The sequence below is a fragment of the Phyllobacterium sp. OV277 genome (genome assembly GCF_900104355.1).
In the GTDB taxonomy this organism is placed as follows: domain Bacteria; phylum Pseudomonadota; class Alphaproteobacteria; order Rhizobiales; family Rhizobiaceae; genus Phyllobacterium.
This window is the reverse complement of sequence record NZ_FNIY01000001.1, coordinates 204,042-225,599: the sequence shown is the minus strand read 5'-3', so window position 1 is coordinate 225,599 and position 21,558 is coordinate 204,042. Positions and strand designations below refer to the sequence as shown.

The following is a 21,558-nucleotide window of genomic DNA, read 5'->3' as shown; positions in this document are numbered from 1 at the left end:
AACCACGAACCATAGGCTCTGCAACACTTTGGTTACTCAGCAGCCTCAGCTATCACTGGCAAACCCAGCCAAGCCCGGCAATCTGCAAGGGCACGCGCGCTCATGGCGCGTTTCTTGGCATTGGTCTTTTCCTTGCCCCGCAGGCGCTTGCCCTCGGACTTTGGCGCTTCAATCGGTGGGAACAGGCCAAAATTGACGTTCATCGGTTGGAACGAGCGCTTGCCGGGTTCCTCATCGCTGACGATATGGCCACCGGTGATGTGGCCAAGCAGAGCACCGAAGGCAGTTGTAACAGGCGGTGGCGTCAAACTCTGCCCCAGCCGCTCGGCGGCAGCAAAACGCCCGGCAAGCAGGCCGATGGCTGCAGACTCGACATAACCTTCGCAACCGGTGATCTGACCGGCAAAACGCAGGCCCGGACGTGATTTCAGCTGCAGTGTCGGATCGAGCAGGATGGGCGAGTTCAGATAGGTGTTACGGTGCAGACCACCCAAACGCGCAAATTCTGCATTCTCAAGGCCGGGGATCATCCGGAAAATCTCAGTCTGTGCGCCATATTTCAGCTTCGTCTGGAAGCCGACCATATTGTAGAGCGTACCAAGTGCATTGTCCTGCCGGAGCTGCACGACGGCATAGGCCTTGACAGTGGGGTTATGCTCATTGGTCAGGCCCATCGGCTTCATGGGGCCGTGACGCAGAGTTTCGACGCCGCGTTCCGCCATGACCTCGATTGGCAGGCAACCATCGAAATAGGGCGTACCTTCCCACTGCTTGAACTCCGTCTTGTCCCCGCCAATCAGCGCCTGCACAAAGGCTTCATACTGCTCTTTGGTCATGGGGCAGTTGATATAGTCCTTGCCGGTGCCGCCGGGACCGACCTTGTCGTAGCGCGACTGGAACCAGCAGGTATTCATGTCGATGCTGTCAAAATGGACGATCGGCGCGATGGCATCAAAAAAGGCGAGTGCGTCAGCACCGGTCTGCTTGCCAATGGCTTCCGCAAGAGAAGGGGCCGTGAGCGGGCCGGTCGCGATGATGACCTTGTCCCATTCTGCGGGCGGGAGGCCGGTGATCTCTTCACGCTCGATGGTGATCAACGGGTGTGCTTCAAGCTTGGCTGTGACGGCCTGAGCGAAGCCATCACGGTCGACAGCGAGCGCGCCACCAGCCGGAACCTGATGGGAATCCGCCGATGCCATGATCAGTGAATTGGCAAGGCGCATTTCCGCGTGCAGGACGCCAACGGCGTTGGTTTCGGCATCATCGGAGCGGAACGAGTTGGAACAGACAAGTTCAGCCAGATCCTGCGTCTTGTGCGCATCTGTGCCGCGAACGGGGCGCATTTCGTGGATGATGACGGGAATACCTGCTTCGGCCAGTTGCCATGCAGCTTCGGAACCGGCGAGACCGCCGCCAATGATATGTACGGGTGTGTTTGACATAGCACCCCAATAAACGGTTTGGCGTCACGCTTCAATGGTACAAAAGCCGCCACAGCTTGTCCGTGGCGGCTTTTAAAGGGTCAGGCGCTGGCTTTATCAAGTTCGGCAATATCGCTTGCGTCAAGTTTCAGCGACGCTGCCTTGATCAGGCTTTCCAACTGCTGCAGCGATGTGGCGCTGGAAATGGGGGCTGTCACGCCGTCGCGGGCTATGATCCACGCGATGGCCACCTCGGCCTGCTTGGCGCCGTGCCTGGCGGCAACCGCATCCAGTGCATCAAGAATGCGATACCCGCGCGGGTTGAGATAATCCTTGACGCCGCTGCCACGCTGACTCTGTGCCAGATCAGCTTGGCTGCGGTATTTGCCGGAGAGAAAGCCGCGTGCGAGTGCGAAATAGCTGATGACGCCGATCTCTTCGGCGATGCACAGGTCGCGCAGCTTGCCGTCGAAGCTGACGCGGTCATAGAGATTATATTCTGGCTGCAGCACATCATAACGGGGAAGGCCGTTTGCCTTGGCAACATCAAGCGCCGCACGCAGTTGGTCCGCATCGAGATTGGAGCCACCAATGGATTTGATCTTGCCTGCCTTCAGCAGCGTGTCATAGGCCGACAGTGTTTCTTCATAAGGCGTTTCCGGATCAGGCCAATGGGAGAGATATACATCGATGCTGTCCACCTGCAGCCGTTTCAGTGATGCTTCAACTGCCTTGGCGATATAGGCAGGGGAAAGATCCTTCTTGCCCTGACCCATGTCACCGCCGACCTTGGTGATGATGATCACCTTATCGCGTGCGTTACGAGACTTGATCCACTCGCCAATGATTGTTTCTGATTCGCCGCCGCTGTTTCCCGGAACCCAGCGTGAGTAAACATCGGCTGTATCGACTGCATTGAGGCCCGCATCGACGAAGCGGTCGAGCAGATCGAAGGAAGTCTTTTTGTCGGCGGTCCAGCCGAAAACATTGCCGCCAAAAACCAGCGGCGCGATGGAAAGGCCAGTACGGCCAAGGGGGCGTTTTTGCATGATTTAATCTCCGGGGAGGATGGTTGGGGACTGCGAATGTACGCAGGTTCACCGCACGTTTCTACCCCGCAGAGATGGTGCCGGTAACCAAATCAAGCTGTTGTGATAGGTTTTGATTATGGCCGTTGATACAATGGCGCATGAAAACATCAGGCTTAGGGTTTTATCTGTCGTTGGTTCTTTTTACGGCGCTGTCACTTTGGCCAGGTTCCGCCAATGCGCAAAGCTTCCGTGTCTGCCATGGTTATGGTTGTTACTTCCAAACACCGGTGACGTTGACATCAGGCGATCGCACTCGGATTGCCGCCATTATGGCAAGTGGACGCAAATCGGCCGATGCGGAGCGCGCTGCCATACGGCGCGCCGTGCAGGTGTTTGAGCTTCGCTCGACACAGGTGATTGGCGTGGCGGACCGGCCAAAGATGGAATTTGGCGAAGCACGGCAGAAGGGTCAGATGGATTGCGTGGATGAATCCACCAATACGGATCATTTCCTGCGCTATTTGCAAAATGCTGGCTTGTTGCGACATCACAGTGTCAGCCGCCGGGAATCGCGCGGAAGCTTCGTCGATGGCCGCTATCCGCATTTCGCAGCGGTGCTGCGCGACAAATCCGGAACGCTCTGGGCCGTCGACTCCTGGTATGAGCCGGCGGGCGGAAAACCTGACGTTATGCGTTTGACTGATTGGGAGGAGAGAGGTTTCAACAGCCAGAGGTAGGCCCGAAACAACAACACCCACCGCGGGAGGAGGTGCGGTGGGTGCCGTTTTGTAAAGGCCGACTGGGAGGAGGAGTGCCGGCCTTTGATCGCGGAGGCTCTGGGAGGAGGATGAGCCTCGGCGATATTCTGTTATGCGATTAGCGTACTGCGGACTTCTTGGCTACGAACGGGATGTCCGAGCGGGAGATGCCCAGATCGTTCAGTTCGCGGGTCGACAGACGGTTCAGCTCGGAAACCGTGTCACGATAACGGCGCCAGTTGCTGTAAGAGCGGATAAGGTTCATTTCATTCACCATTCGGTTCAAATTGTTTCGTTGATCAGTCTTGATCGTTGAACTGAAGATAGTGGATGCCTTGCCGAATGTGCAGAGCCAAGTTTGCACGCCAGCTATGCATATGTTGCATTGCATCATTAATCGATTTTAATTGCTGCGCCGCACAATTGTCATCTTCATGGTTTGTTGCCCGAATCCGGCTGCAATTGCGTTTTCATTACGGCTATCGTTATTAGTCACACATCTCGAATCGGGAGCAGAAGGCATGATAATCGGCTTCACCCTGCGCAAGCATATTGCGCGGTGGCAGCGTGACGGGCTGATTGATGACGCCACGGCAGAACGCTTGCGCAAAGATATTGCCGGGCAGGGCGTCAGCTTTGGCCTTGGCAATGTTCTGGCCATCCTCGGCGCTATTCTGCTAGGCGCCGCGCTCCTGTCCCTGATCGCTGCGAATTGGGAAGCCATGCCAAGGCTTGTTCGCGTTGGGCTGATCTTTGCTGTTCTCTGGTGCGGTTATCTTGGCGGCGCATGGCGGGCGAGCCGGGGTGACAAGATTTTCAGCGAAGCGCTCTATCTGATCGCCGCCATAGGTTTCGGCGCCGGTATCGCGTTTGTCGGTCAGATGTATCATCTATCGGGTGATATGGCCTCTGCTGCCCTGTGGTGGACTGGCGGAACGGTTATTGCTGCCCTGTTGTTGCGATCACCGACGCTTGTCTCAACCAGCATTGTCATTGCCGGTATCTATCTTGCGGCAAGCGTGGAGCCGGATAATGCATCACGTTTGACCTATGTCTGGCTCGTACCAGTCTTTTCTGTCATGGCGGCAGGCCTTATCTGGTACGTGAAAGCTGACGCGGCGCGGCATTTCCTGGCAGTCTTACTGTTGGTCTTTGTCTGTGTGGTTCATTTCGATCTTGATGTCAGTGTCATCCTGTGGCTGTCGCTTGCCGCAGGACTTGGCTTGTTTTTGCTTGATGCATTGCGATCGCCGGTTCTGGATGATCTGACTGGATGGGGTATAGGTCTTGGTGCCTATGGCTTTCTGGCTGCCCACATGGTGCTGATGATTTTCCAGTTTGATGATCATGGGTTTGGCCGGACGCGCGAGGTGACAACGGGCTTTGCCATTCTGGCGCTTGCGATTGCCGGTTTGGCCCTGTCGGGCCACCGCAATCTTGCCATCAGGTGGAGCGCCTATGCGATTTTCTGTGTTGAGGTGCTTTATCTTGCCTTCGAAACAATCGGCACGATGATTGGAACAGCCGGCTTTTTCCTCACTGTCGGTGTGCTGGTCCTGTTGCTTGCGGTCTTTGTCATCCGCATGGAGCGGCGCCTTCAGAAAAAGAGTCTGCTGAAGAGTGTAGCGCTATGAAAATAAATCGCTTTTTGCTGGCAGGGATTGTCGTCGCACTGCTGCAATCGGGTGTACTTTACGCCATGGTGGAAAAGCATGCGACGGTTCTTCGCCATGGTACAAGGATCACCTTGGCAACGGAACCGGTTGATCCGCGTGACCTTCTGCGCGGCGAATATGTGCGGCTGGGCTATGGCATTTCATCTGTTGGGACAGACAAAGTGACGGGCAATAAGCCCGAGACAACAGGGCTCATCGATATCTATGTTACGGTCAAGGAAGGTGCGGACGGGCGCTGGAATTTCGCCAGTGCTTCCTGGCAGAAGCGTACGGACATTGCTGCCGGTGACGTTCAATTGCACGGACGGACGCTCAATCATTCCTACGCGGTCACAAACGACGTGTATGCGGTTCAGTACGGCGTTGAGCGCTATTACCTTCCCGAGGGATGGGGGCAAACTGTTGAGAAGATGCAAGGCGAACACGCGGTTGATGCTGTGATCGCGGTGTCCAAGACAGGCGACGCACAGATCAGTGCGCTCAAGTATAATGGGCGTCTGCTCTATCAGGAGCCGGCATACTGACAAGCCGCAACTAAAGCGGCTTTGACAGATCGATCTAAAATCCTGAAATATCTATTGAAGAGTGGTGCGGATAGAGGGACTCGAACCCCCACGGTCTCCCGCCAGAACCTAAATCTGGTGCGTCTACCAATTTCGCCATATCCGCAGATGGTTGTCGTATTCGACCCCCAAGCGCCGGTCTCTATATCACCGTCTTCCCGGGGGTCAAAGGAAAAAGCTGCTGTTTGAACAGTTTACTCCGAGACTGGCTTCCAGCCGATTGCATCGCGCAGGAAAGTGTAGCCAAGCGCAATGAAGCTCGCCCGTTCTTTATTGTCCTTGCCATAACCATGCCCGCCAGCTTCAGGCTCGTAGAAATAGGTATTATAGCCAAGAGCCTGCAGCTTTGCCGCCATCTTGCGTGCGTGCCCGGGGTGAACGCGATCATCCCGGCGTGTTGTTGCAATGAGGGTGGGCGGATAGGGACGACCAGGTACAGCATTGTGATAGGCTGACAGCTCTTTCAGGAAGTCCCAGTCCTCAGGCTTGTCAGGATCACCATATTCGTCGACCCAGCTTGCTCCGGCGAGAAGCTTGTTGTAGCGGCGCATGTCGATCAGTGGAATGGTGCAGAACAGCGCCCCGAAACGTTCGGGGTAACGCGTCAGCATATTGGAGATCAACAGACCGCCATTGGAGCCGCCTTCTGCCGCTATACGTTCGGGCCGCGTAACGCCGCGACGAACCAGATCTGCGGCAATGGCGGCAAAATCATCGTGGGAGAGCTTTTTGCCTGCCCGGCGCCCCGCCTCGTGCCACGCGCTGCCGAATTCACCTCCGCCGCGCAGATTGGCAACCACGCTGGTGCCGCCGCGTTCCAGCCACAACTTGCCGATGGATGCGCTGTAATAAGGCTCCATCGACAGACCAAAACCGCCATAGCCAGTCATGTGGACAGGTGCATCACCCGTTTCACCCTTTGGCCCGATCTGCGTGTAAGGGATCGCTTCGCCATCCGTCGAGATAGCTTCATGCCGCGTGACAACAAGGCCGGTGGCATCAAAGACCGCAGGGCTTTGTTTGAGCAGCGTCGGTGCGGCGATGGCCTCTGGCTTGGCAATATCGAGCAACAGCACCTGTGCTGGCGTTATCGGGTCCTGTGCTGCAACCAGCAATTCGCCCGTGGTGTCGTCATGTTCGACATCCAGCGACCAGAGATGAACAATACCTTCGGAGGGAAGGGCGCTGACGGATGTCTTTGCCCATTTGCCTTCGCCGGGTTCGAAAATTTCGAAGCGCGGCGCAAGATTGTCGAGAAACGAGACAACAAGCTTCTTATCATTCCAGAAAAAGCCCTGCAGGGCGCGGCGCGGCGCGGCCTCGAACAGAATCTGGAAATTGCGCTCGCCCGTTAGAAAGGCCTGGAGCGAAATGCCCAGCAGCGTGTCGGCAGGGTAGGTGATGCCGGATACGGTCCAGTCCTCCCTCGGCTTTACGGTCAGCCATTTATTGTAGGAATTCCACCAGGCCGTCGCCGGTACATCCAGACGCTGTTTGGCGCCTTCACGGTCGCCCAACCAGCCCGTCGTTTCAAAGAAGGAGCGCTGCTCGACAAACCAGATGCGCTCGCTGCCGCTGCTGCGGTCAATATCTGCACCCACAGCCATGGATTCCGGTGGGCATTCAAAGAGGACAGGCGCAGACAGTGGATCACTGCCACGCCTCCACAGACGCACAGTGCGGGCATAACCGGATTGGGTAACCATGCCTTCGCCAAGCGCGCTCGAGATCAGGACGGTATCAATGTCCAGCCAGTCAAGATCGCCTTTCGCCTCGGGCAGGTTGAACCCATCCTCGATGAAACGGAAGCTGTCCATATCGAACTCGCGATGGACAACGGCATCGCTGCCACCGCGCGATAGTCTGATAATGGCACGCTGCCGTTTTTCCGATTCGATATGCGCTCCGCTCCATATCCAGTCATCGTTCTCGGATGTGGCGAGCGCATCAATGTCGAGGAGAAGCTCCCATTCCGGCTCCGGCGTTTTATAGGATGCCATGGTGGTGCGGCGCCACAGGCCGCGCGGGTTCTGTTCATCCTGCCAGACATTGTAGAGATAGTTGCCACGGCGTGCGACCATCGGAATCTTGTCTGGCCTGTTCAGAATTGCGGTCAGAACATCACGATCCCGTTCAAATTGCTGGCCACCAAAGCGCTGTAGGGTGGCTGCGGATTGCCGGGCAACCCATTCAAGCGGCTTGGTCCCTTCAATTTCCTCGAGCCAGATATGCGGATCATCATCGGGGGCGTCGACAGTCGGGCGGATATCGTGAACGGTCATGAGCTTCACTTCCTTGAGAATCTGCCGAGCAGTCTGGTGAAAGTGAGGCGTTTTGCAATGCCTCAAAGGATCAATTTCGATGCCAATAAAAAATCGCGCCGACACTGATGCCGGCGCGATCTGATTTGTAAGGGGGAGTGCCAGCGCTAATGGGCAGGCGCTTCCGTAGGCGTCTCCACAGTGGCTTTCTTGCGCCCGATGGAGCGGAGTGCAACGTAGAACACCGGTGTCAGGAACAGGCCGAAGAATGTCACGCCAAGCATGCCGGAGAACACAGCCGTACCCAGTGATTGACGCATTTCTGCGCCGGGGCCTTGGGCGATCATCAGCGGCACGACACCGAAGATGAAGGCGAAAGCCGTCATCAGGATCGGGCGCAGACGCTGACGGCTGGCTTCAATGGCTGCCTCGACGGGAGTAGAGCCTTCCGCCTGATGCTGGCGGGCGAATTCCACGATCAGGATCGCGTTTTTCGCCGCCAGACCAATCAGAACCACAAGACCGATCTGAGTCAGGATGTTGTTATCCATCCCTCGCAAATAGACGCCTATCAGCGCGGCCAGCACTGCCAATGGGACAATCAGGATGATCGCCAGTGGCAGGACCCAGCTTTCATACTGGGCAGCGAGGGCAAGGAAGACGAACACCACGGAAAGTCCGAAGATCAGGATAGCCGTGTTGCCCGTTTGTCTCTCCTGCAGCGAAAGTTCTGTCCACTGGAAGGTTGTTCCAGCGGGCAGGGTCTTGGCTGCCAATGCCTCCATCTTGTCAAGCGCTGAACCGGAGGAAACACCGGGTGCAGCGTTACCCTGTAGCGGCACCGATACGTACATATTGTATCGCTGCACGAGCGAGGGGCCGTTTGTGTCCTTGATTTCAATCAGGGTGCCAAGTGGCACCAGTGCGCCCGTGGCCGAGCGTACTTTCAGTGCAAGGATATCAGTCCGATCCAGCCGGTATTGCTGGTCGGCCTGCGCCCGTACCTGATAAACACGGCCGAAGGCGTTGAAATCATTGACATAGGACGTGCCAAGATTGGTTGAGAGCGTTTCAAAGATGTTTGGAATAGGCACGTTGAGCGCCTGCGCCTTGTCTCTGTCGATCTCGAGGAAGTATTGCGGGCTATTGGCGGAGAAAGTGGTGTAGACGCCTGTTAGTCCCGGTGTCTGGTTGGCTTCCCCCATCATCTGGTAGGCAAGGCCGAGAACGCGGCGCATGTCCGAGCTGTCGCGGTCGAGAATCTGCATCTTGAAGCCACCGGCATTACCGACGCCGCGAATTGGTGGCGGCGGTACGGCGATGATGAAGGCTTCCTGAATGCTTTGCAGGCTTCCATAGATCTGCTTGATGATCGAATCGCCGGTCTGGCCATTCTTGATCCGGTCAGCAAAGGGCTGGAACGGAGCAAAGACCACGCCGGAGTTTGATGCATTGGTGAACGTCGCACCGTTGAAGCCGGCAAAGGCCACCGCGTTGCGGACACCCGGAATACCCCGGATGATCTTTGACGCTTTTTCAATAACCGCGTCCGTGCGGGCGAGGGATGCACCGTCAGGAAGCTGGACGACCACAATGGCGTAGCCCTGGTCCATGGGCGGCACGAAGCCGCGCGGGATCGTATTGGCCATAAACCATGTGGCGCCGAGCAAGCCAACAAAGACGAGCAGAGACGCGCCTATGCCAACCCACGATCCGACAAGGCGCCGAACGATCCATGAATAGCCGTTCGCCATCTTGTCGAAGCCCGTATTGAAACCATTGGCGAGCATTCGCCCGAAACGTGCTGCGGGATTGTTGGACAGTGCATGGTCATGCCGTCGCAGCACGATTGCTGCCAGAGCAGGCGAAAGTGTCAGCGAGTTAAGCGCCGAAATGGCCGTCGCGGCCGAGATGGTCACGGCAAACTGGATATAGAACTGGCCAGAGATGCCGGGAATGAAGGCTGTGGGCGCAAACACCGCAATCAGCACCAGCGAAATGGCGATGACCGCAGTTCCGACCTCATCCATGGTTATGTGCGAGGCTTCTTTCGGACTCATGCCCGCCGCGAGGTTTCGTTCGACATTTTCGACCACCACAATGGCGTCATCAACCACAATGCCGATGGCGAGCACCAGACCAAACAAGGTCAGCATATTCAGCGAGAAGCCGAATGCCGAGAGTATGGCAAAGGTGCCGATCAGCGAGACTGGAATTGCAACGATGGGGATGATTGCCGTCCGCCAGGATTGCAGGAAGACAAGCACAACCAGTGCCACAAGGATGACGGCTTCGAAGATCGTCTTGTAAACGTCGGAAATTGATTCAGAAATGAATTCCGTTGGATCATAGACGATGTCGTATTTCAGGCCCGGAGGGAAATCCTTGGAGAGTTCCGTCATCGTGGACCGGATTGTTTCGGCGGCAGCGAGCGCATTGGTGCCAGGGCGGCTGAAAATACCCAGTGCAACGGCAGGGCTGCCGTCGAGATAGCTGTTTGTCACATAGTCTTTCGCACCAAGCTCGATGCGGGCGACGTCCTGCAACTGTACAAGACGGCCATCACCGCTTGTCTTGACGATGACGTAGCGGAACTGGCGGGCATCGCTGAAACGGCCCTGCATGGTGACCGTATACTGGAAAGCATTCGTGCCTGATGTGGGCGGCCCGCCAATAGCGCCGCCATTGACCTGCACGTTCTGGTCACGCAGCGCCTGAACCACATCAGCGGATGTCATGCTGTAAGCGGCCAGTTTCTGCGGATCGAGCCAGATACGCATGGAATACTGGCGTTCACCAAAGATAGTAACTTCACCGACACCGTCGAGCCGCAACAGAACGTCACGGATACGGGTGTTGGCATAGTTGGACGCATAGAGCTGGTCATAACGATTATCAGGCGAAAGCACGTGGACGACCATCATCAGGTCGGGCGAGCTTTTCGTCGTGGTGATACCGTTGCGCTGCACGTCCTGCGGCAATTGCGGTACGGCGATGGCAACGCGGTTCTGCACCAGAACCTGCGCCTTATCGAGATCCGTGCCGAGCTTGAAGGTGATCGTCAGCGCCATTGAGCCGTCAGCGGTCGAATAGGAGGACATATAGAGCATGTCCTCGACGCCGTTGATCTGCTGTTCGATGGGTGTGGCGACCGTATTGGCAATGGTTTCGGCATCAGCACCGGGATAGGCGGTGCGGACAACGATGGTTGGTGGTGCGATTTCAGGATATTGGGCAACGGGAAGCTGAGTATAGGCGATACCGCCGACAATCAGCAGCACAATGGACAGAACCGACGCGAAGATCGGTCTGTCGATGAAAAAATGCGCAAACCTCATTGCCCTGCCTCCGCACCCTTAACCTCCGGCGGAAGCTGGATGATTTCGGGCTTGACCTTGATGCCGGGGCGTATGCGCATCAGGCCGTTGACCACGATGGTTTCGTCACCCTTCAGGCCACTGCGGATAACCCGGTAGCCGTAAAGCTTCGGTCCGAGACGAACTGGCTTGGTGGTGACTGTTTCGTCAGCATTGACGACATAGACAACGCGTTCATTCTGATCGGAGCCAACCGCTTCATCAGGCACGAGCGTGCCCTTATATGTGTTCGAAGCAGCCACTTCGACACGGCCAAAAAGGCCGGGTTGAAGAATGAACTTGGGATTGTCGAAGCGTGCACGCACGCGCATTGTTCCCGTAGCATCATCCAGCCTGTTCTCGGCAAAGTCGAGTTTGCCCTTGAATGGCTGCTCGTTCGAATCGGTAAGCCTGACGGTGACTTCAAGGCCACCGCCGCCTTCCTGCAGATTTGCGCCGTTTTCACGGGCAGTCTTCGAATAGGACAACAGGTTGCGCTCATCCACGTCGAAATAGAAGTCGATCGGATCAAGCGAAACGATAGATGTCAGGATTGTATTGTTGGCATTGACCAGATTGCCGACCGAAATAAGCCGGCGGTCAATACGGCCATCCTGCGGGGCAGTGATCTGCGTATAGTTGAGGTTGAGCTGGGCTGCATCCACGGCGGCCTGAGCACCAACGACACTCGCCTGACCGGCGAGAAACGCCCGCCGCTGGTCATCCAGCGTCGATACGGACAATGTGCCACTTCCGGTCAGCGATTGTGTCCGCTTGAACTGTGCTTCCGCATAGGTTTCCGTGGTCTTGGCAACTTCCAGCGCGGATTGTGCCTGAGCCAGCGCGGATATGTATGGCCGCTGGTCAATGGTGAAAAGCGGATCACCCTTTTTGACCAGAGCACCATCCTTGAAGTGGACAGTATCGAGATAGCCATCAACACGCGATCGGACAGAAACCTGATCGACGGCTTCAAAGCGGCCGATGAATTCATCGCTGTCGATGACGTCGCGCACGACAGGTTTTGCTACGGTGACTGTCGGAGGCGGGGGCGCATTTTGCGCCAGCACCGGCAAGGCAGTCGTGAGCGCAAGTGCAAAGCCGAGGGTAAGTGTAGAAAGAGAGTTCCGTGACAAGGGCAGGCCTCCATGACGATCAGACTTCCGCGCCTGTTGAAATGCTTGGGCATCTCCGTCCGCGCCGGTGATTCATCTTATGGCTACGAGTCAGATGAGCACTGACCAGAACAGCTGGAACGCTGGTGCCGCAGACAAACAAGTCAATTTCTCAGATTGTATCGATTTAATACTTAGTCTCGATAGGGACCAGCGCAAGGGCAGTTCCAAAATTCCGTATGGTGTATTTCCAGTATGGCTATCGATGGTCCCCACACATCAAGATTTGCACAGTTGCACATGGTTGTCATCAGACAAATATTTCACTTCTTTTTGTGATCATGAAAGCGCCGGACTTGTGTGCAGGAGTTCAGGCGCACCGGCGCGGATTTTCAAATCGCATAGGGCTGTGCCATTGATTTTTGTACGCAGTGCAAGTAAATGGAGCCACCAATCGGTAAGGGTGCAATTTCTTCCGCGGCTTTGTGGCACGTTCTGTGATAAGAATTCTGACACAAATAACAGGCCGAAAAAGAAATAAAGCAATAAAATCAACGTAGATGGTCAGGGCATGGCTCGCCCCATCTGCACCAGAAGCCACGATGGCAGACAGTTTTTCTCCCGCAATCTGGCTAATAGGCCGGCGACGGCGGGACAAATGTTAAAAAAGTGAAGGTTTGGACATGCAGGTTACTGAAACGCTCAATGAAGGGCTGAAGCGCGAGATCAAGGTCGTCGTTCCGGCCAAGGATCTGGAAGCAAAGCTTTCCGAACGCCTCCAAGGTGCCAGCGCCAAGGCGCGCATCAATGGCTTCCGCCCCGGCAAAGTGCCGCTCAATCACCTGCGCAAGATGTACGGCAAGTCCTTCATGGCTGAAGTCGTCAACGAGATCCTCAGCGATTCCTCGCGCACGATCCTTGCAGACCGCAACGAAAAGTCCGCTACCCAGCCAGAAGTCGCAATGACTGAAGACGAGAAGGAAGCAGACAAGGTTCTGAACGGCGAAGCCGATTTCGAATTCACGCTGAACTACGAAGTTCTGCCAGCGATCGAACTCAAGGATGCTTCCAAGATTTCCATCACGCGCGAAGTCGTGGATGTTACGGATGCGGAAGTTGAAGAGCAGGTCAAGCGCGTTGCAAGCTCTGCCCAGACTTTTGAGCCCAAGAAGGGTAAGGCCGAAACCGGCGACCGCGTTACCATGGATTATCTCGGCAAGATCGACGGCGAGCCGTTCGATGGTGGCGCTGATACGGACGCAACGCTGATCCTCGGCTCGGGCCAGTTCATTCCCGGCTTTGAAGATCAGCTTGTAGGCGCCAAGGCTGGCGACGAAAAGCAGATCAAGGTGACGTTCCCGGCTGAATATGGTGCGGCGCACCTCGCAGGCAAGGATGCAACCTTCGACATCACCGTCAAGGAAATCGGCAAGCCCGGCGAACTCGAAATCAACGACGAAACCGCCAAGAAGCTCGGTATCGAAAGCGCCGACCGTCTACGTCAGGTTATCCGCGAACAGATCGAAAGCCAGTACGGCTCGTTCACCCGCCAGAAGGTCAAGCGTCAGATTCTCGATGCGCTCGATGGTGAGTACCAGTTCGAATCGCCAGAACGTCTGATCAATGCCGAGTTCAACAATATCTGGGCACAGATCGGTCAGGACCTGCAGCAGGCTGGCAAGACCTTTGAAGACGAAGACACAACGGAAGAAGCCGCGCGCGAAGAATATCGCAAGCTGGCTGAGCGCCGCGTTCGTCTTGGTCTCGTTCTCTCCGAAATCGGCAACAAGGCCGGTATCGAAGTGACCGAAGAAGAATTGCAGCGCGCCGTTTACGATCAGGTTCGTCAGTACCCAGGTCAGGAACAGCAGATTTATGAATTCTTCCGCAAGACCCCGGAAGCAATCAACAATCTCCGCGCTCCGATTTTTGAAGAAAAGGTTGTCGATCACCTTCTCACTTCCATCAATGTCACCGACAAGAAGGTGACGAAGGAAGAGCTGATGGCTGAAGACGAGTCGGACGAAAAGTCTGGTGAAGCCAAGAAGCCTGCCAAGAAAGCAGCGCCGAAAAAGGCCGCCAAGAAGAAGACCGAAGACGAAGCATAAGCTTCTGATTTATTGAATGAAAAGGCCGCTTTTGAGCGGCCTTTTTGTTACCTATACCCGGTCATGTTTCAACAGGGTATGTTGGCACTCCGACTGATTCCAAAGAGATGCCGTGCAATGTCCTTTGCTGCTTTTACGCCGTTCGAGGCGCTTGCCGAAAAATTGCTACCTTATGCGACCGAGGGTTCAACGGATGGTTCCCACGACGTGTCGCATCTCTTGCGGGTCTGGAAAAACGCGTCAGCAATCCATGCTGCGGAGGGCGGCGACAAGGAGATACTGGTTGCGTCGACAATCCTGCACGATTGCGTAGCGGTGGAAAAGAACTCGCCGCTCCGGGCACAAGCCTCGCAGCTGGCCGCGAAGAAGGCATCTGACCTTCTTACAGATATCGGCTGGCAAACTCACAAGATCGCAGCAGCGGCACATGCTATTGAGGCGCATAGTTTTTCTGCAAACATTCCACCACGTACATTGGAGGCGCAAATCCTTCAGGATGCCGACCGGTTGGATGCCATTGGTATGGTTGGTGCGGCACGGTGTTTCTACATTGCCGGTAGAATGGGAAGTGGGCTCTATGATCGCGCTGATCCGACCGCAATCAACCGTGAGTTTGACGATAGGAACTTCGCCATTGATCACTTCGAGACGAAGCTTTTCAAACTGACTGCTGGATTCAATACTGCAAAAGGCGCGCAGATAGCGCAGGTGCGGCAAGAGCGGCTGCGCCGGTTTCTGGATGAGTTTCTCGATGAGATATAAAAATATCTAGCGAGCAAGCATGCTGAAAGCAGCGTGCAGCAGATCGGCATTATCCTTTGCCATTTGCCCTGAAGGCAGGAGATTGCCGTCTTCCAGACCGATGCGGCCGTCAAAACCTCTCTCCATAGCTGCCCTGTAGAGCGGCCAGACGCTGACTTCATCGCCATGCATGAGGATGGGAAGTTTGCTGCCCGCCGCGTTCAGGACCGCCTGTATGCCGTCTGCAACGCGCAAGCCATCCTCAACATCCTGTTCGTTGATCTCAATCAGGACACGCAGGCATTTTCCGGCGTTGCTCAGCCTGACAAATCGTTCTGCATCGTCGATGGACCAGAGGCCGGCTTCTACGCCGATACCTTTGCCAAGAACAAGGGCGATCAAATCCTCTGCATCGTCTTCGATCAGATTAATCGAGACATAGTCAGGGAGTGTCTTCCAGCGGTTGATGGGTTCCTGTCGGGCAATTCCGCCCGGTGCTATGCGCCAATGGGTGGAAAGGCCGACAGGAATGCCTGGTATGATTGCGCGAACAACCTGTAATGTCTCGGCAACATGATCCGGATCGAGTGTTTCCAATCCGTCCGGGCCGCGTGGATGGATGTGTAATTCACGCGCCCCGGCTGCCACGACAAGCGCTGCATCCCCGGCTATTTCCGATGCTGTCAACGGAACTGCAGGGTGAAATTCCCGTGTCCGTCCTCCGTTGAGACAGGCCTGTAACATGCTGGTTTCTCCGCTTTTATGTGTTCATCATAGCGGATTTGCTGCTGACAGCACTGTGTCAGGATATGTTCAGCTATTGATTGGAATCCAGATTTCCATGCCGCCATTGCCAGTTCGCGCATCAAACTCCGGCCCATAGCGCTCAAAATTGGGCGCATCAGCCAGCACATGACCGGATTCGGGTATCCATTTGCCCCAGATCGTCATGATGGTGCTGCGTATCGTCGAGATATGATCCCGGTGCGAGAATACCAGATAGGTCTGGGCGGGTATGCGAACCCGCGCAAATTCCGCCGGAATATCCGAGAAGTCTTTCACTTCAGCACCAGCAATATAGTCGAAATTACTGGCATCATCGCCATTGCAGCACACACCATAGGCGAAATCACCGATCTGGCCGTTGATATGGCCGAAATAGGGGCCGAAGCGTTGCCATTGTGCCGGGATGGCTGAACTTGTTTCGCAGCTATACCGTTCGCCTATGCCTGCGATGAGCATCGGCCTGCCATTTTCGATGCGCGGCTCTTCCAGATTGATAATAAATTGCTGATCCATTTTCATCGGCTCCACCAATGGGATGTTTCTGACATGGCGCTGTGCGCGAACCTGTTCGGGGGTAAGCCCGAACTGATCGCGGAACGCCCGCGTGAATGCCTCGTGGGAGCTATAACCGGCATCAAGCGCGACACTGAGAATATCCGGGGCGCCTTCGCACAGGGATTTCGCTGCTTCCGTTAATCTGCGGCCACGTATATGGCTGCTGACCGAGCGCCCGGCAAAAATGCCGAATGCACGCGACATATAGAACCGCGAAAGACCTGCAACGCCGGCAATATCGTCGAGCGTTATGTCCTCGGCAAAATGCCCTTCAACGTACCAGATCGCTTTCTCAACCGAATTCATGAAACTCTCCACATATGCACGGCATTCAACTACACGCCGCCGGGAGAGGGCATTTGATCGCGATTGCGGTTCGAATGCAATTTTGACAGGGCTAAAAAAGTTTCATGCCTTTGAGGCTGGCATGGCCGTTCCTGCCGATAATGATGTGATCATGGACCACGATGCCCATTTGCGAGCCGATATTGGCGATGGTCTTGGTCATTTCGATATCGGCTTTCGATGGTGTCGGATCGCCGGAGGGGTGATTGTGGACAAGGATAATGGCGCTGGCTGACAATTGCAGCGCCCGGGCGATGACTTCACGCGGGTAAACGGGCGTATGGTCGATTGTTCCAACCTGTTGCACCTCGTCGGCAATCAGGGTGTTTCTTTTGTCGAGAAACAGAATACGCAACTGCTCGCGCTGTTCGTGCGCCATGGCGGCAGTGCAATAGTCGATCAGCTTGCCCCATGAGCCGAGCACTGTGCGCTGATTCATATCGCTGCGGATGATGCGGTGCGTAAAGGCGGCGATGAGTTTAAGGTCAAAGGCCACAACGGGCCCACAGCCCTTCACCTCCAGCAGCAGATGCTCTGGTGCACCCAATACCTCCGCAAGACTGCCGAAGCGCGCCAAAAACGCCTTGGCGAGCGGCTTGGTGTCACCTTGCCGTATCGAGCGGTAAAGCAGCACTTCCAGCATTTCATAGTCAGCCAAGCCCTGATGGCCAACTTTCAGAAAACGCTCCTTCATGCGCTCGCGGTGACCGGTATAATGAGGCTCGACTGGCTCATCCGGTTTGCTGGCAAGATTCGACGTGCCAGCGCTTTTTTCAACACCAGGTTGTTTCTGAAGGGTGTTTGGGGAAGGCTCATTGAGGAAGAAAGTCTTTTGTGGCTCGTCTTCGCTCATGGGCCTCTGCATTCTATTCGAGTTTCAGTCCTGGGGCGAACAGGCCTGCCGGTGATACCGTGAAGACTTCGCAGCCATCTTTGGTAACGCCGACTGTGTGTTCGTACTGTGCTGTCAGCGAGCGGTCACGCGTAACTGCGGTCCAGCCATCGGCGAGCACTTTGACGTGCGGACGGCCAAGATTGATCATCGGCTCGATGGTGAAGATCATGCCCTCCCGCAGTTCGACGCCCTCATTGGGCGTGCCGTAGTGCAGGATGTTCGGTGCATCATGAAACAGCTGGCCAACGCCGTGGCCGCAGAAATCACGTACAACCGAGCAGCGCTCCGCTTCCGCATAATTCTGGATCGCTGCGCCGATAGCGCCTGTGCGCGCGCCGGGGCGGACGGCTGCAATGCCGCGCATCAGGCTTTCGTGGGTTACTTCCATAAGCCGTTCCGCAGCGCGCTTGATTTCGCCAACCGGATACATGCGGCTGGAGTCGCCGTGCCAGCCGTCGAGAATATAGGTGACGTCAATATTGACGATATCGCCTTCACGCATTGGCTTGTCATCGGGAATGCCATGGCAGACCACATGATTGATCGAGGTGCAGGACGATTTTGTGTAGCCGCGATAGTTCAGCGTTGCGGGCAGGGCGCCATGATCGGCACCAAATTCGAAGACGAAGCGATCGATGGTATTGGTGGTGACGCCGGGTGCAACAATGCTCGCAAGCTCATCGAGGCAGCGTGCGGTCAGTTGGCAAGCTTTGCGCATGGCCGCAAAACCGTCAGGGCCGTGCAGCCTGATCTGTCCGGTGTTCTTCAGGGGCGCAGTCTGCGCATCAAGATAGGTAACCATGGTGCTTTCCGCTTGGCGTCAATCAATAATGGGTATCGCGCCTGTTGCTGCGATACCCGAAGGTGTGATGTGGCATTTTATTGCGTAAGCTTCAACCCCACGACCCATTGCCCGCTCGAATGCCCTTGCATAAACCGGATCAAGATCGCCGCAGATTCTCAAGCGGTCGCAATCATCGCGCTGGATCACATAGAGCATGACACCACGGTGACCATTCTCAACCATGTTGCCTAGCTCGTCCAGATGTTTTGCGCCACGGGCGGTCGGAGAATCGGGAAATTCCGCGAGATTTGCCGTCCGGGAGAAGTGGACGTTCTTCACCTCGACATAGGCTGTCGGGCGCTCAGGGTCAGTCAGCAGGATGTCGATCCGTGAATTGGCACCATATCTCTGCTCGCGCTTAAGATCGCGATATCCGGAAAGGCCCGGCAATAGACCTGCCACAATAGCTTCCTCGGCAATGCGGTTGGGCAGGCCGGTGTTGATCCCAACCAATGTACCCTGTGCTTCGACGATTTGCAGCGTGTGCGCATATTTGCGTTTCGTATCGTCGGACTGGGACAACCAGACGCGAATGCCGGGATCAGTGAGCCCGAGCATGGAACCTGTATTGGGAACGGAACTGGTAATCGGAATGCCGTCGTCCAGAATGATATCGGCGAGGAATCGTTTATAGCGCTGGACCAGTTTGCCGGTGGCGAGGGGCGTGGAGAAAATCATGTCCGAGATCTATCCGAACCGGCGGCTCTGAACAATCTGTAATCAAGACAGGCTTTGAGCCGTCAGGACAGGCTTTCAGCCGTCAGGACAGGCTTTCAGCCGTCAGGACAGATTTTGGACTGTCCGGATCACGTCTGCGAGGGACATATCTGCGGTCAGCACTGCCGCGATAGCAGCAAGGCCAGCCAGAAAGAATGTCAGCGTTGTTTTCGTTTGTTTGCTCATGATTATGTTTTCCTGCATGGGCCGAAGAGACAGAAAAAACGTGCCGGGATTGTGGCTCAGTTATGCTCATTCGCAGGCATTGCATCCGCACTGTGTAAAAACAGAAGGCGAAAAAAAGCCTGCCTTTTAAGGGGCAGGCAAATTTGCTCTGGGGTGGGAGAATTCGGGTTCGTTTGGAGGTTAAACCGAACCCTACTGCTAAAGATCGGAATCTCAGCAGTGATTCATGATAGGTCAGGTCAGGAATACAACCTCATAACTTTCTTTAACAGTCAGTGACAAAGCTTGAACGCCGTGGGCTGTTCTCATCGCTTTGAGTGTCACATCCTGTGTCTTGCCTGCCTAAGGCGGGTGAAACGCATAGGAGGAGACACGATGAACTATAAGTTTCTTGTACCGATTCTAGCGATCGCTGCGTTCACGTTGGCAGCTTGTGACAACAAGCAATCAGGGGGTGGTACGACGCCACCTGCGACCACGTCGGAACCTGCAAAACCCAATGCAGCTCCGGCAACTCCCGCACCGGATCCAGCAAAACCGGCGCCTGCAAACTGATAATACTGACCAAAGACAGAACGGCCGGCTCCTTCAAGGGCTGGCCGTTTCACATGACCATACGACACGCAGGGTTGTTAGCCAGCTGTTATAAATCATTGATTTTCCGGGGAGAAAACCTGGTACGCCCAAGGGGAATCGAACCCCTGTTTGCGCCGTGAAAGGGCGCCGTCCTAACCGCTAGACGATGGGCGCCTGCAGGTAAGCGGCTTATAGTGAAACAGTTTTTCGACTGCAACCCCATATTTCATTCTTTTTTGGGAAAAGTGAAAATTGTTTCGGACGGCTGTGGGCAAATATACTGCGTGCCGGGCAGAACGAGTGCCGCTACTATCGATTTATACTAGCTGCGACGACGGCCGCAGCGCCAGTTCCAGTCGCGAGTCGGGCCGATGTCGACATGTACTGATTCGGTATAGCAGTAGGTGCCAACGCCGCCACGCCCCGGCATTGACCGGGCAAAATTTGCCAATTCCCATTTGGAAACACCGGGAACCTGAATATCGGCGGCGGCACAGGACATGTGCAAAGAGGCCTTTGCACCGTTCACCAGCCGGTTGTAGGGCGGGCTGCGATAGCCTGACGTGACGATAACCGATTTGCCATAACGGCGTTCGATTGTTTTCAGTATGCCAACCAGCTGCGGTTTCAGGCAGGCTACGTCGACGCTTTCGCGCTGCACCCTGAGGCCATTGGGAGCAAGACGGGCGAGTCCGGCCGCTGAAGCGAGAATCACCGGCGCTGCGGACCCCTCATCATCATCCTGATAAAGGCTGTCGCGCTGCATGATGACAATGCCGCCATTGGGGCGCACGCCGGGTAGCGAGGCAAGATGCTCGGTCGGCTTGTAATCAGAAGGAGAGGGCAGTCCGGCCATTTGCACCTGACTATCGCTGCTGAGTGCCTTGAGCTGAGCCTGTGCCTTGGGTTGAATGACGGCTACGAGACGTTTTGACGGCGGGGCAGCATTGTTATTGGAAAAGAGCCGCACCAGCCGCCCGTTATCCTTGCCTGCGCCCGGCCGTGTTTGGGCTGCGGCTGCCTGTGCTTCCGCGGCTTGAGCCGCTTTTGCGCCCTTGCTGCTGGCCTCAGGCGTTTCAACCTGCTGAGGTTGCTCTGCTGCTACCGGTTCCGGAGCTTTGGTGGAACTGCCAAACAATGAAGTCTTTACCGGTGGTTTCGCCGCTGCTGGTGCCAGCGCTGCAATCTGCTGCTGGGCTTCCGGTTGTGGTGTTGGTGTACTTGATCCGAAAAGCGCGGTTTTGCCGGGTATCTTGCCCGGTGCAGCTGTGGCAGCCGCCTCTTTCCCTGCCTGCAGCGGCGTGGCGTTAGCGGCGGCAAGCTTATCCTGCCCCGGCTGCACGGCGGCCTCATTGACAGCCTTCAGCGCATTGGTTTCTGAACCGCCAGCAAGTGCCAATGCTTCCGGAGAGACACTTTCCGAGCCAGTCACGGGCATTGCATTGGCGGTAGCCGTGGATGTTGTGGTCGTTGTTGGGGCGACACTGAGGACGGAACCTGCTGTCGGCGACGAGCCCGTAGACGTGCACGACACCGTTGCCATCGCAAAAAGCGTGACAACGCATATGACGGTGCTTGCCCGGAAGGCCGCTACTGAGGCTGACAGTTTGTTCAACGATTCCCC

The 21,558-nt window shown here is 55.9% G+C and carries 18 protein-coding genes and 2 tRNA genes; 5 read left to right on the top strand and 15 right to left on the bottom strand.

All coding sequences use genetic code 11. The features are described from left to right. Positions 1-32: 32 nt before the first annotated feature. Both trmFO and BLU05_RS01195 read right to left on the bottom strand, forming a co-directional pair. Positions 33-1,442 (bottom strand): methylenetetrahydrofolate--tRNA-(uracil(54)-C(5))-methyltransferase (FADH(2)-oxidizing) TrmFO, encoded by a 1,410-nt coding sequence (gene trmFO, locus BLU05_RS01200; RefSeq protein ID WP_091877194.1) that lies wholly within the window; start codon positions 1,440-1,442, stop codon positions 33-35. A gap of 80 nt (positions 1,443-1,522) precedes the next feature. Then, positions 1,523-2,470: an aldo/keto reductase gene (locus tag BLU05_RS01195; RefSeq protein ID WP_091877192.1), complete on the bottom strand. Its 948-nt coding sequence runs from the start codon at positions 2,468-2,470 to the stop codon at positions 1,523-1,525. Between the two features lie 140 nt (positions 2,471-2,610). Here BLU05_RS01195 and BLU05_RS01190 point away from each other — a divergent pair, with 140 nt between their 5' ends. Then, positions 2,611-3,189 (top strand): hypothetical protein, encoded by a 579-nt coding sequence (locus tag BLU05_RS01190; protein ID WP_091877189.1) that lies wholly within the window; start codon positions 2,611-2,613, stop codon positions 3,187-3,189. A 139-nt stretch (positions 3,190-3,328) separates the two neighbouring features. Here the strand turns inward: BLU05_RS01190 and BLU05_RS01185 are convergent, their stop codons facing one another. Next, on the bottom strand, positions 3,329-3,475 hold the full coding sequence (locus tag BLU05_RS01185) for a DUF1127 domain-containing protein (protein WP_091878374.1): 147 nt from the start codon (positions 3,473-3,475) through the stop codon (positions 3,329-3,331). Between the two features lie 256 nt (positions 3,476-3,731). Between BLU05_RS01185 and BLU05_RS01180 the strand changes: the two genes are divergently transcribed. Then, entirely contained in the window at positions 3,732-4,844 is a 1,113-nt protein-coding gene (locus BLU05_RS01180) for a DUF2157 domain-containing protein (RefSeq protein WP_175540494.1), read from the top strand. Next, positions 4,841-5,410, top strand: a complete 570-nt coding sequence (locus tag BLU05_RS01175; RefSeq protein WP_091877185.1) for a GDYXXLXY domain-containing protein — start codon at positions 4,841-4,843, stop codon at positions 5,408-5,410. Before BLU05_RS01180 ends, BLU05_RS01175 begins: the two co-directional genes overlap by 4 nt. 62 nt (positions 5,411-5,472) lie before the next feature. Here the strand turns inward: BLU05_RS01175 and BLU05_RS01170 are convergent. The 4 genes from BLU05_RS01170 to BLU05_RS01155 form a co-directional block, all read right to left on the bottom strand. Next, a tRNA-Leu gene (locus BLU05_RS01170) sits at positions 5,473-5,555 on the bottom strand. A gap of 88 nt (positions 5,556-5,643) precedes the next feature. Then, entirely contained in the window at positions 5,644-7,731 is a 2,088-nt protein-coding gene (locus BLU05_RS01165) for a prolyl oligopeptidase family serine peptidase (RefSeq protein WP_091877183.1), read from the bottom strand. 146 nt (positions 7,732-7,877) lie between these two features. Then, positions 7,878-11,048 carry an efflux RND transporter permease subunit gene (locus BLU05_RS01160; RefSeq protein ID WP_091877181.1) on the bottom strand — a complete coding sequence of 1,057 codons (3,171 nt, stop codon included), beginning with the start codon at positions 11,046-11,048 and terminating at the stop codon, positions 7,878-7,880. After that, a complete protein-coding gene (locus BLU05_RS01155) occupies positions 11,045-12,202 on the bottom strand; it encodes an efflux RND transporter periplasmic adaptor subunit (RefSeq protein ID WP_091877179.1) in 1,158 nt (385 codons plus the stop codon). The genes BLU05_RS01160 and BLU05_RS01155 overlap by 4 nt, the downstream gene beginning before the upstream one ends. A gap of 662 nt (positions 12,203-12,864) precedes the next feature. Between BLU05_RS01155 and tig the strand changes: the two genes are divergently transcribed. Next, positions 12,865-14,289 (top strand): trigger factor, encoded by a 1,425-nt coding sequence (gene tig, locus BLU05_RS01150; RefSeq protein WP_091877178.1) that lies wholly within the window; start codon positions 12,865-12,867, stop codon positions 14,287-14,289. A gap of 117 nt (positions 14,290-14,406) precedes the next feature. Further along, positions 14,407-15,051, top strand: a complete 645-nt coding sequence (locus tag BLU05_RS01145) for an HD domain-containing protein (protein WP_091877176.1) — start codon at positions 14,407-14,409, stop codon at positions 15,049-15,051. Between the two features lie 6 nt (positions 15,052-15,057). On the opposite strand, the gene BLU05_RS01140 is transcribed toward BLU05_RS01145, so the two are convergent. The 8 genes from BLU05_RS01140 to BLU05_RS01110 all read right to left on the bottom strand — a co-directional run bounded on the left by BLU05_RS01140 (position 15,058) and on the right by BLU05_RS01110 (position 21,549). Then, a complete protein-coding gene (locus BLU05_RS01140; RefSeq protein WP_091877174.1) occupies positions 15,058-15,774 on the bottom strand; it encodes a 3-keto-5-aminohexanoate cleavage protein in 717 nt (238 codons plus the stop codon). 69 nt (positions 15,775-15,843) lie between these two features. Continuing rightward, positions 15,844-16,677, bottom strand: coding sequence for an AraC family transcriptional regulator (locus BLU05_RS01135; RefSeq protein ID WP_091877172.1), 834 nt, complete (start codon positions 16,675-16,677; stop codon positions 15,844-15,846). Between the two features lie 91 nt (positions 16,678-16,768). After that, positions 16,769-17,581, bottom strand: coding sequence for a RadC family protein (gene radC / locus BLU05_RS01130; protein ID WP_244518097.1), 813 nt, complete (start codon positions 17,579-17,581; stop codon positions 16,769-16,771). A gap of 1 nt (position 17,582) precedes the next feature. Further along, positions 17,583-18,413 (bottom strand): type I methionyl aminopeptidase, encoded by an 831-nt coding sequence (gene map, locus BLU05_RS01125; RefSeq protein WP_091877168.1) that lies wholly within the window; start codon positions 18,411-18,413, stop codon positions 17,583-17,585. An 18-nt stretch (positions 18,414-18,431) separates the two neighbouring features. Then, positions 18,432-19,133 (bottom strand): DNA/RNA nuclease SfsA, encoded by a 702-nt coding sequence (gene sfsA, locus BLU05_RS01120; RefSeq protein WP_091877166.1) that lies wholly within the window; start codon positions 19,131-19,133, stop codon positions 18,432-18,434. Positions 19,134-19,235: 102 nt separating this feature from the next. After that, positions 19,236-19,358, bottom strand: coding sequence for a hypothetical protein (locus BLU05_RS26540; RefSeq protein WP_280139023.1), 123 nt, complete (start codon positions 19,356-19,358; stop codon positions 19,236-19,238). A gap of 675 nt (positions 19,359-20,033) precedes the next feature. Next, positions 20,034-20,108 (bottom strand) — tRNA-Glu (locus BLU05_RS01115). A gap of 148 nt (positions 20,109-20,256) precedes the next feature. Next, positions 20,257-21,549 carry a YcbK family protein gene (locus BLU05_RS01110; protein WP_244518095.1) on the bottom strand — a complete coding sequence of 431 codons (1,293 nt, stop codon included), beginning with the start codon at positions 21,547-21,549 and terminating at the stop codon, positions 20,257-20,259. Positions 21,550-21,558 lie beyond the last annotated feature (9 nt).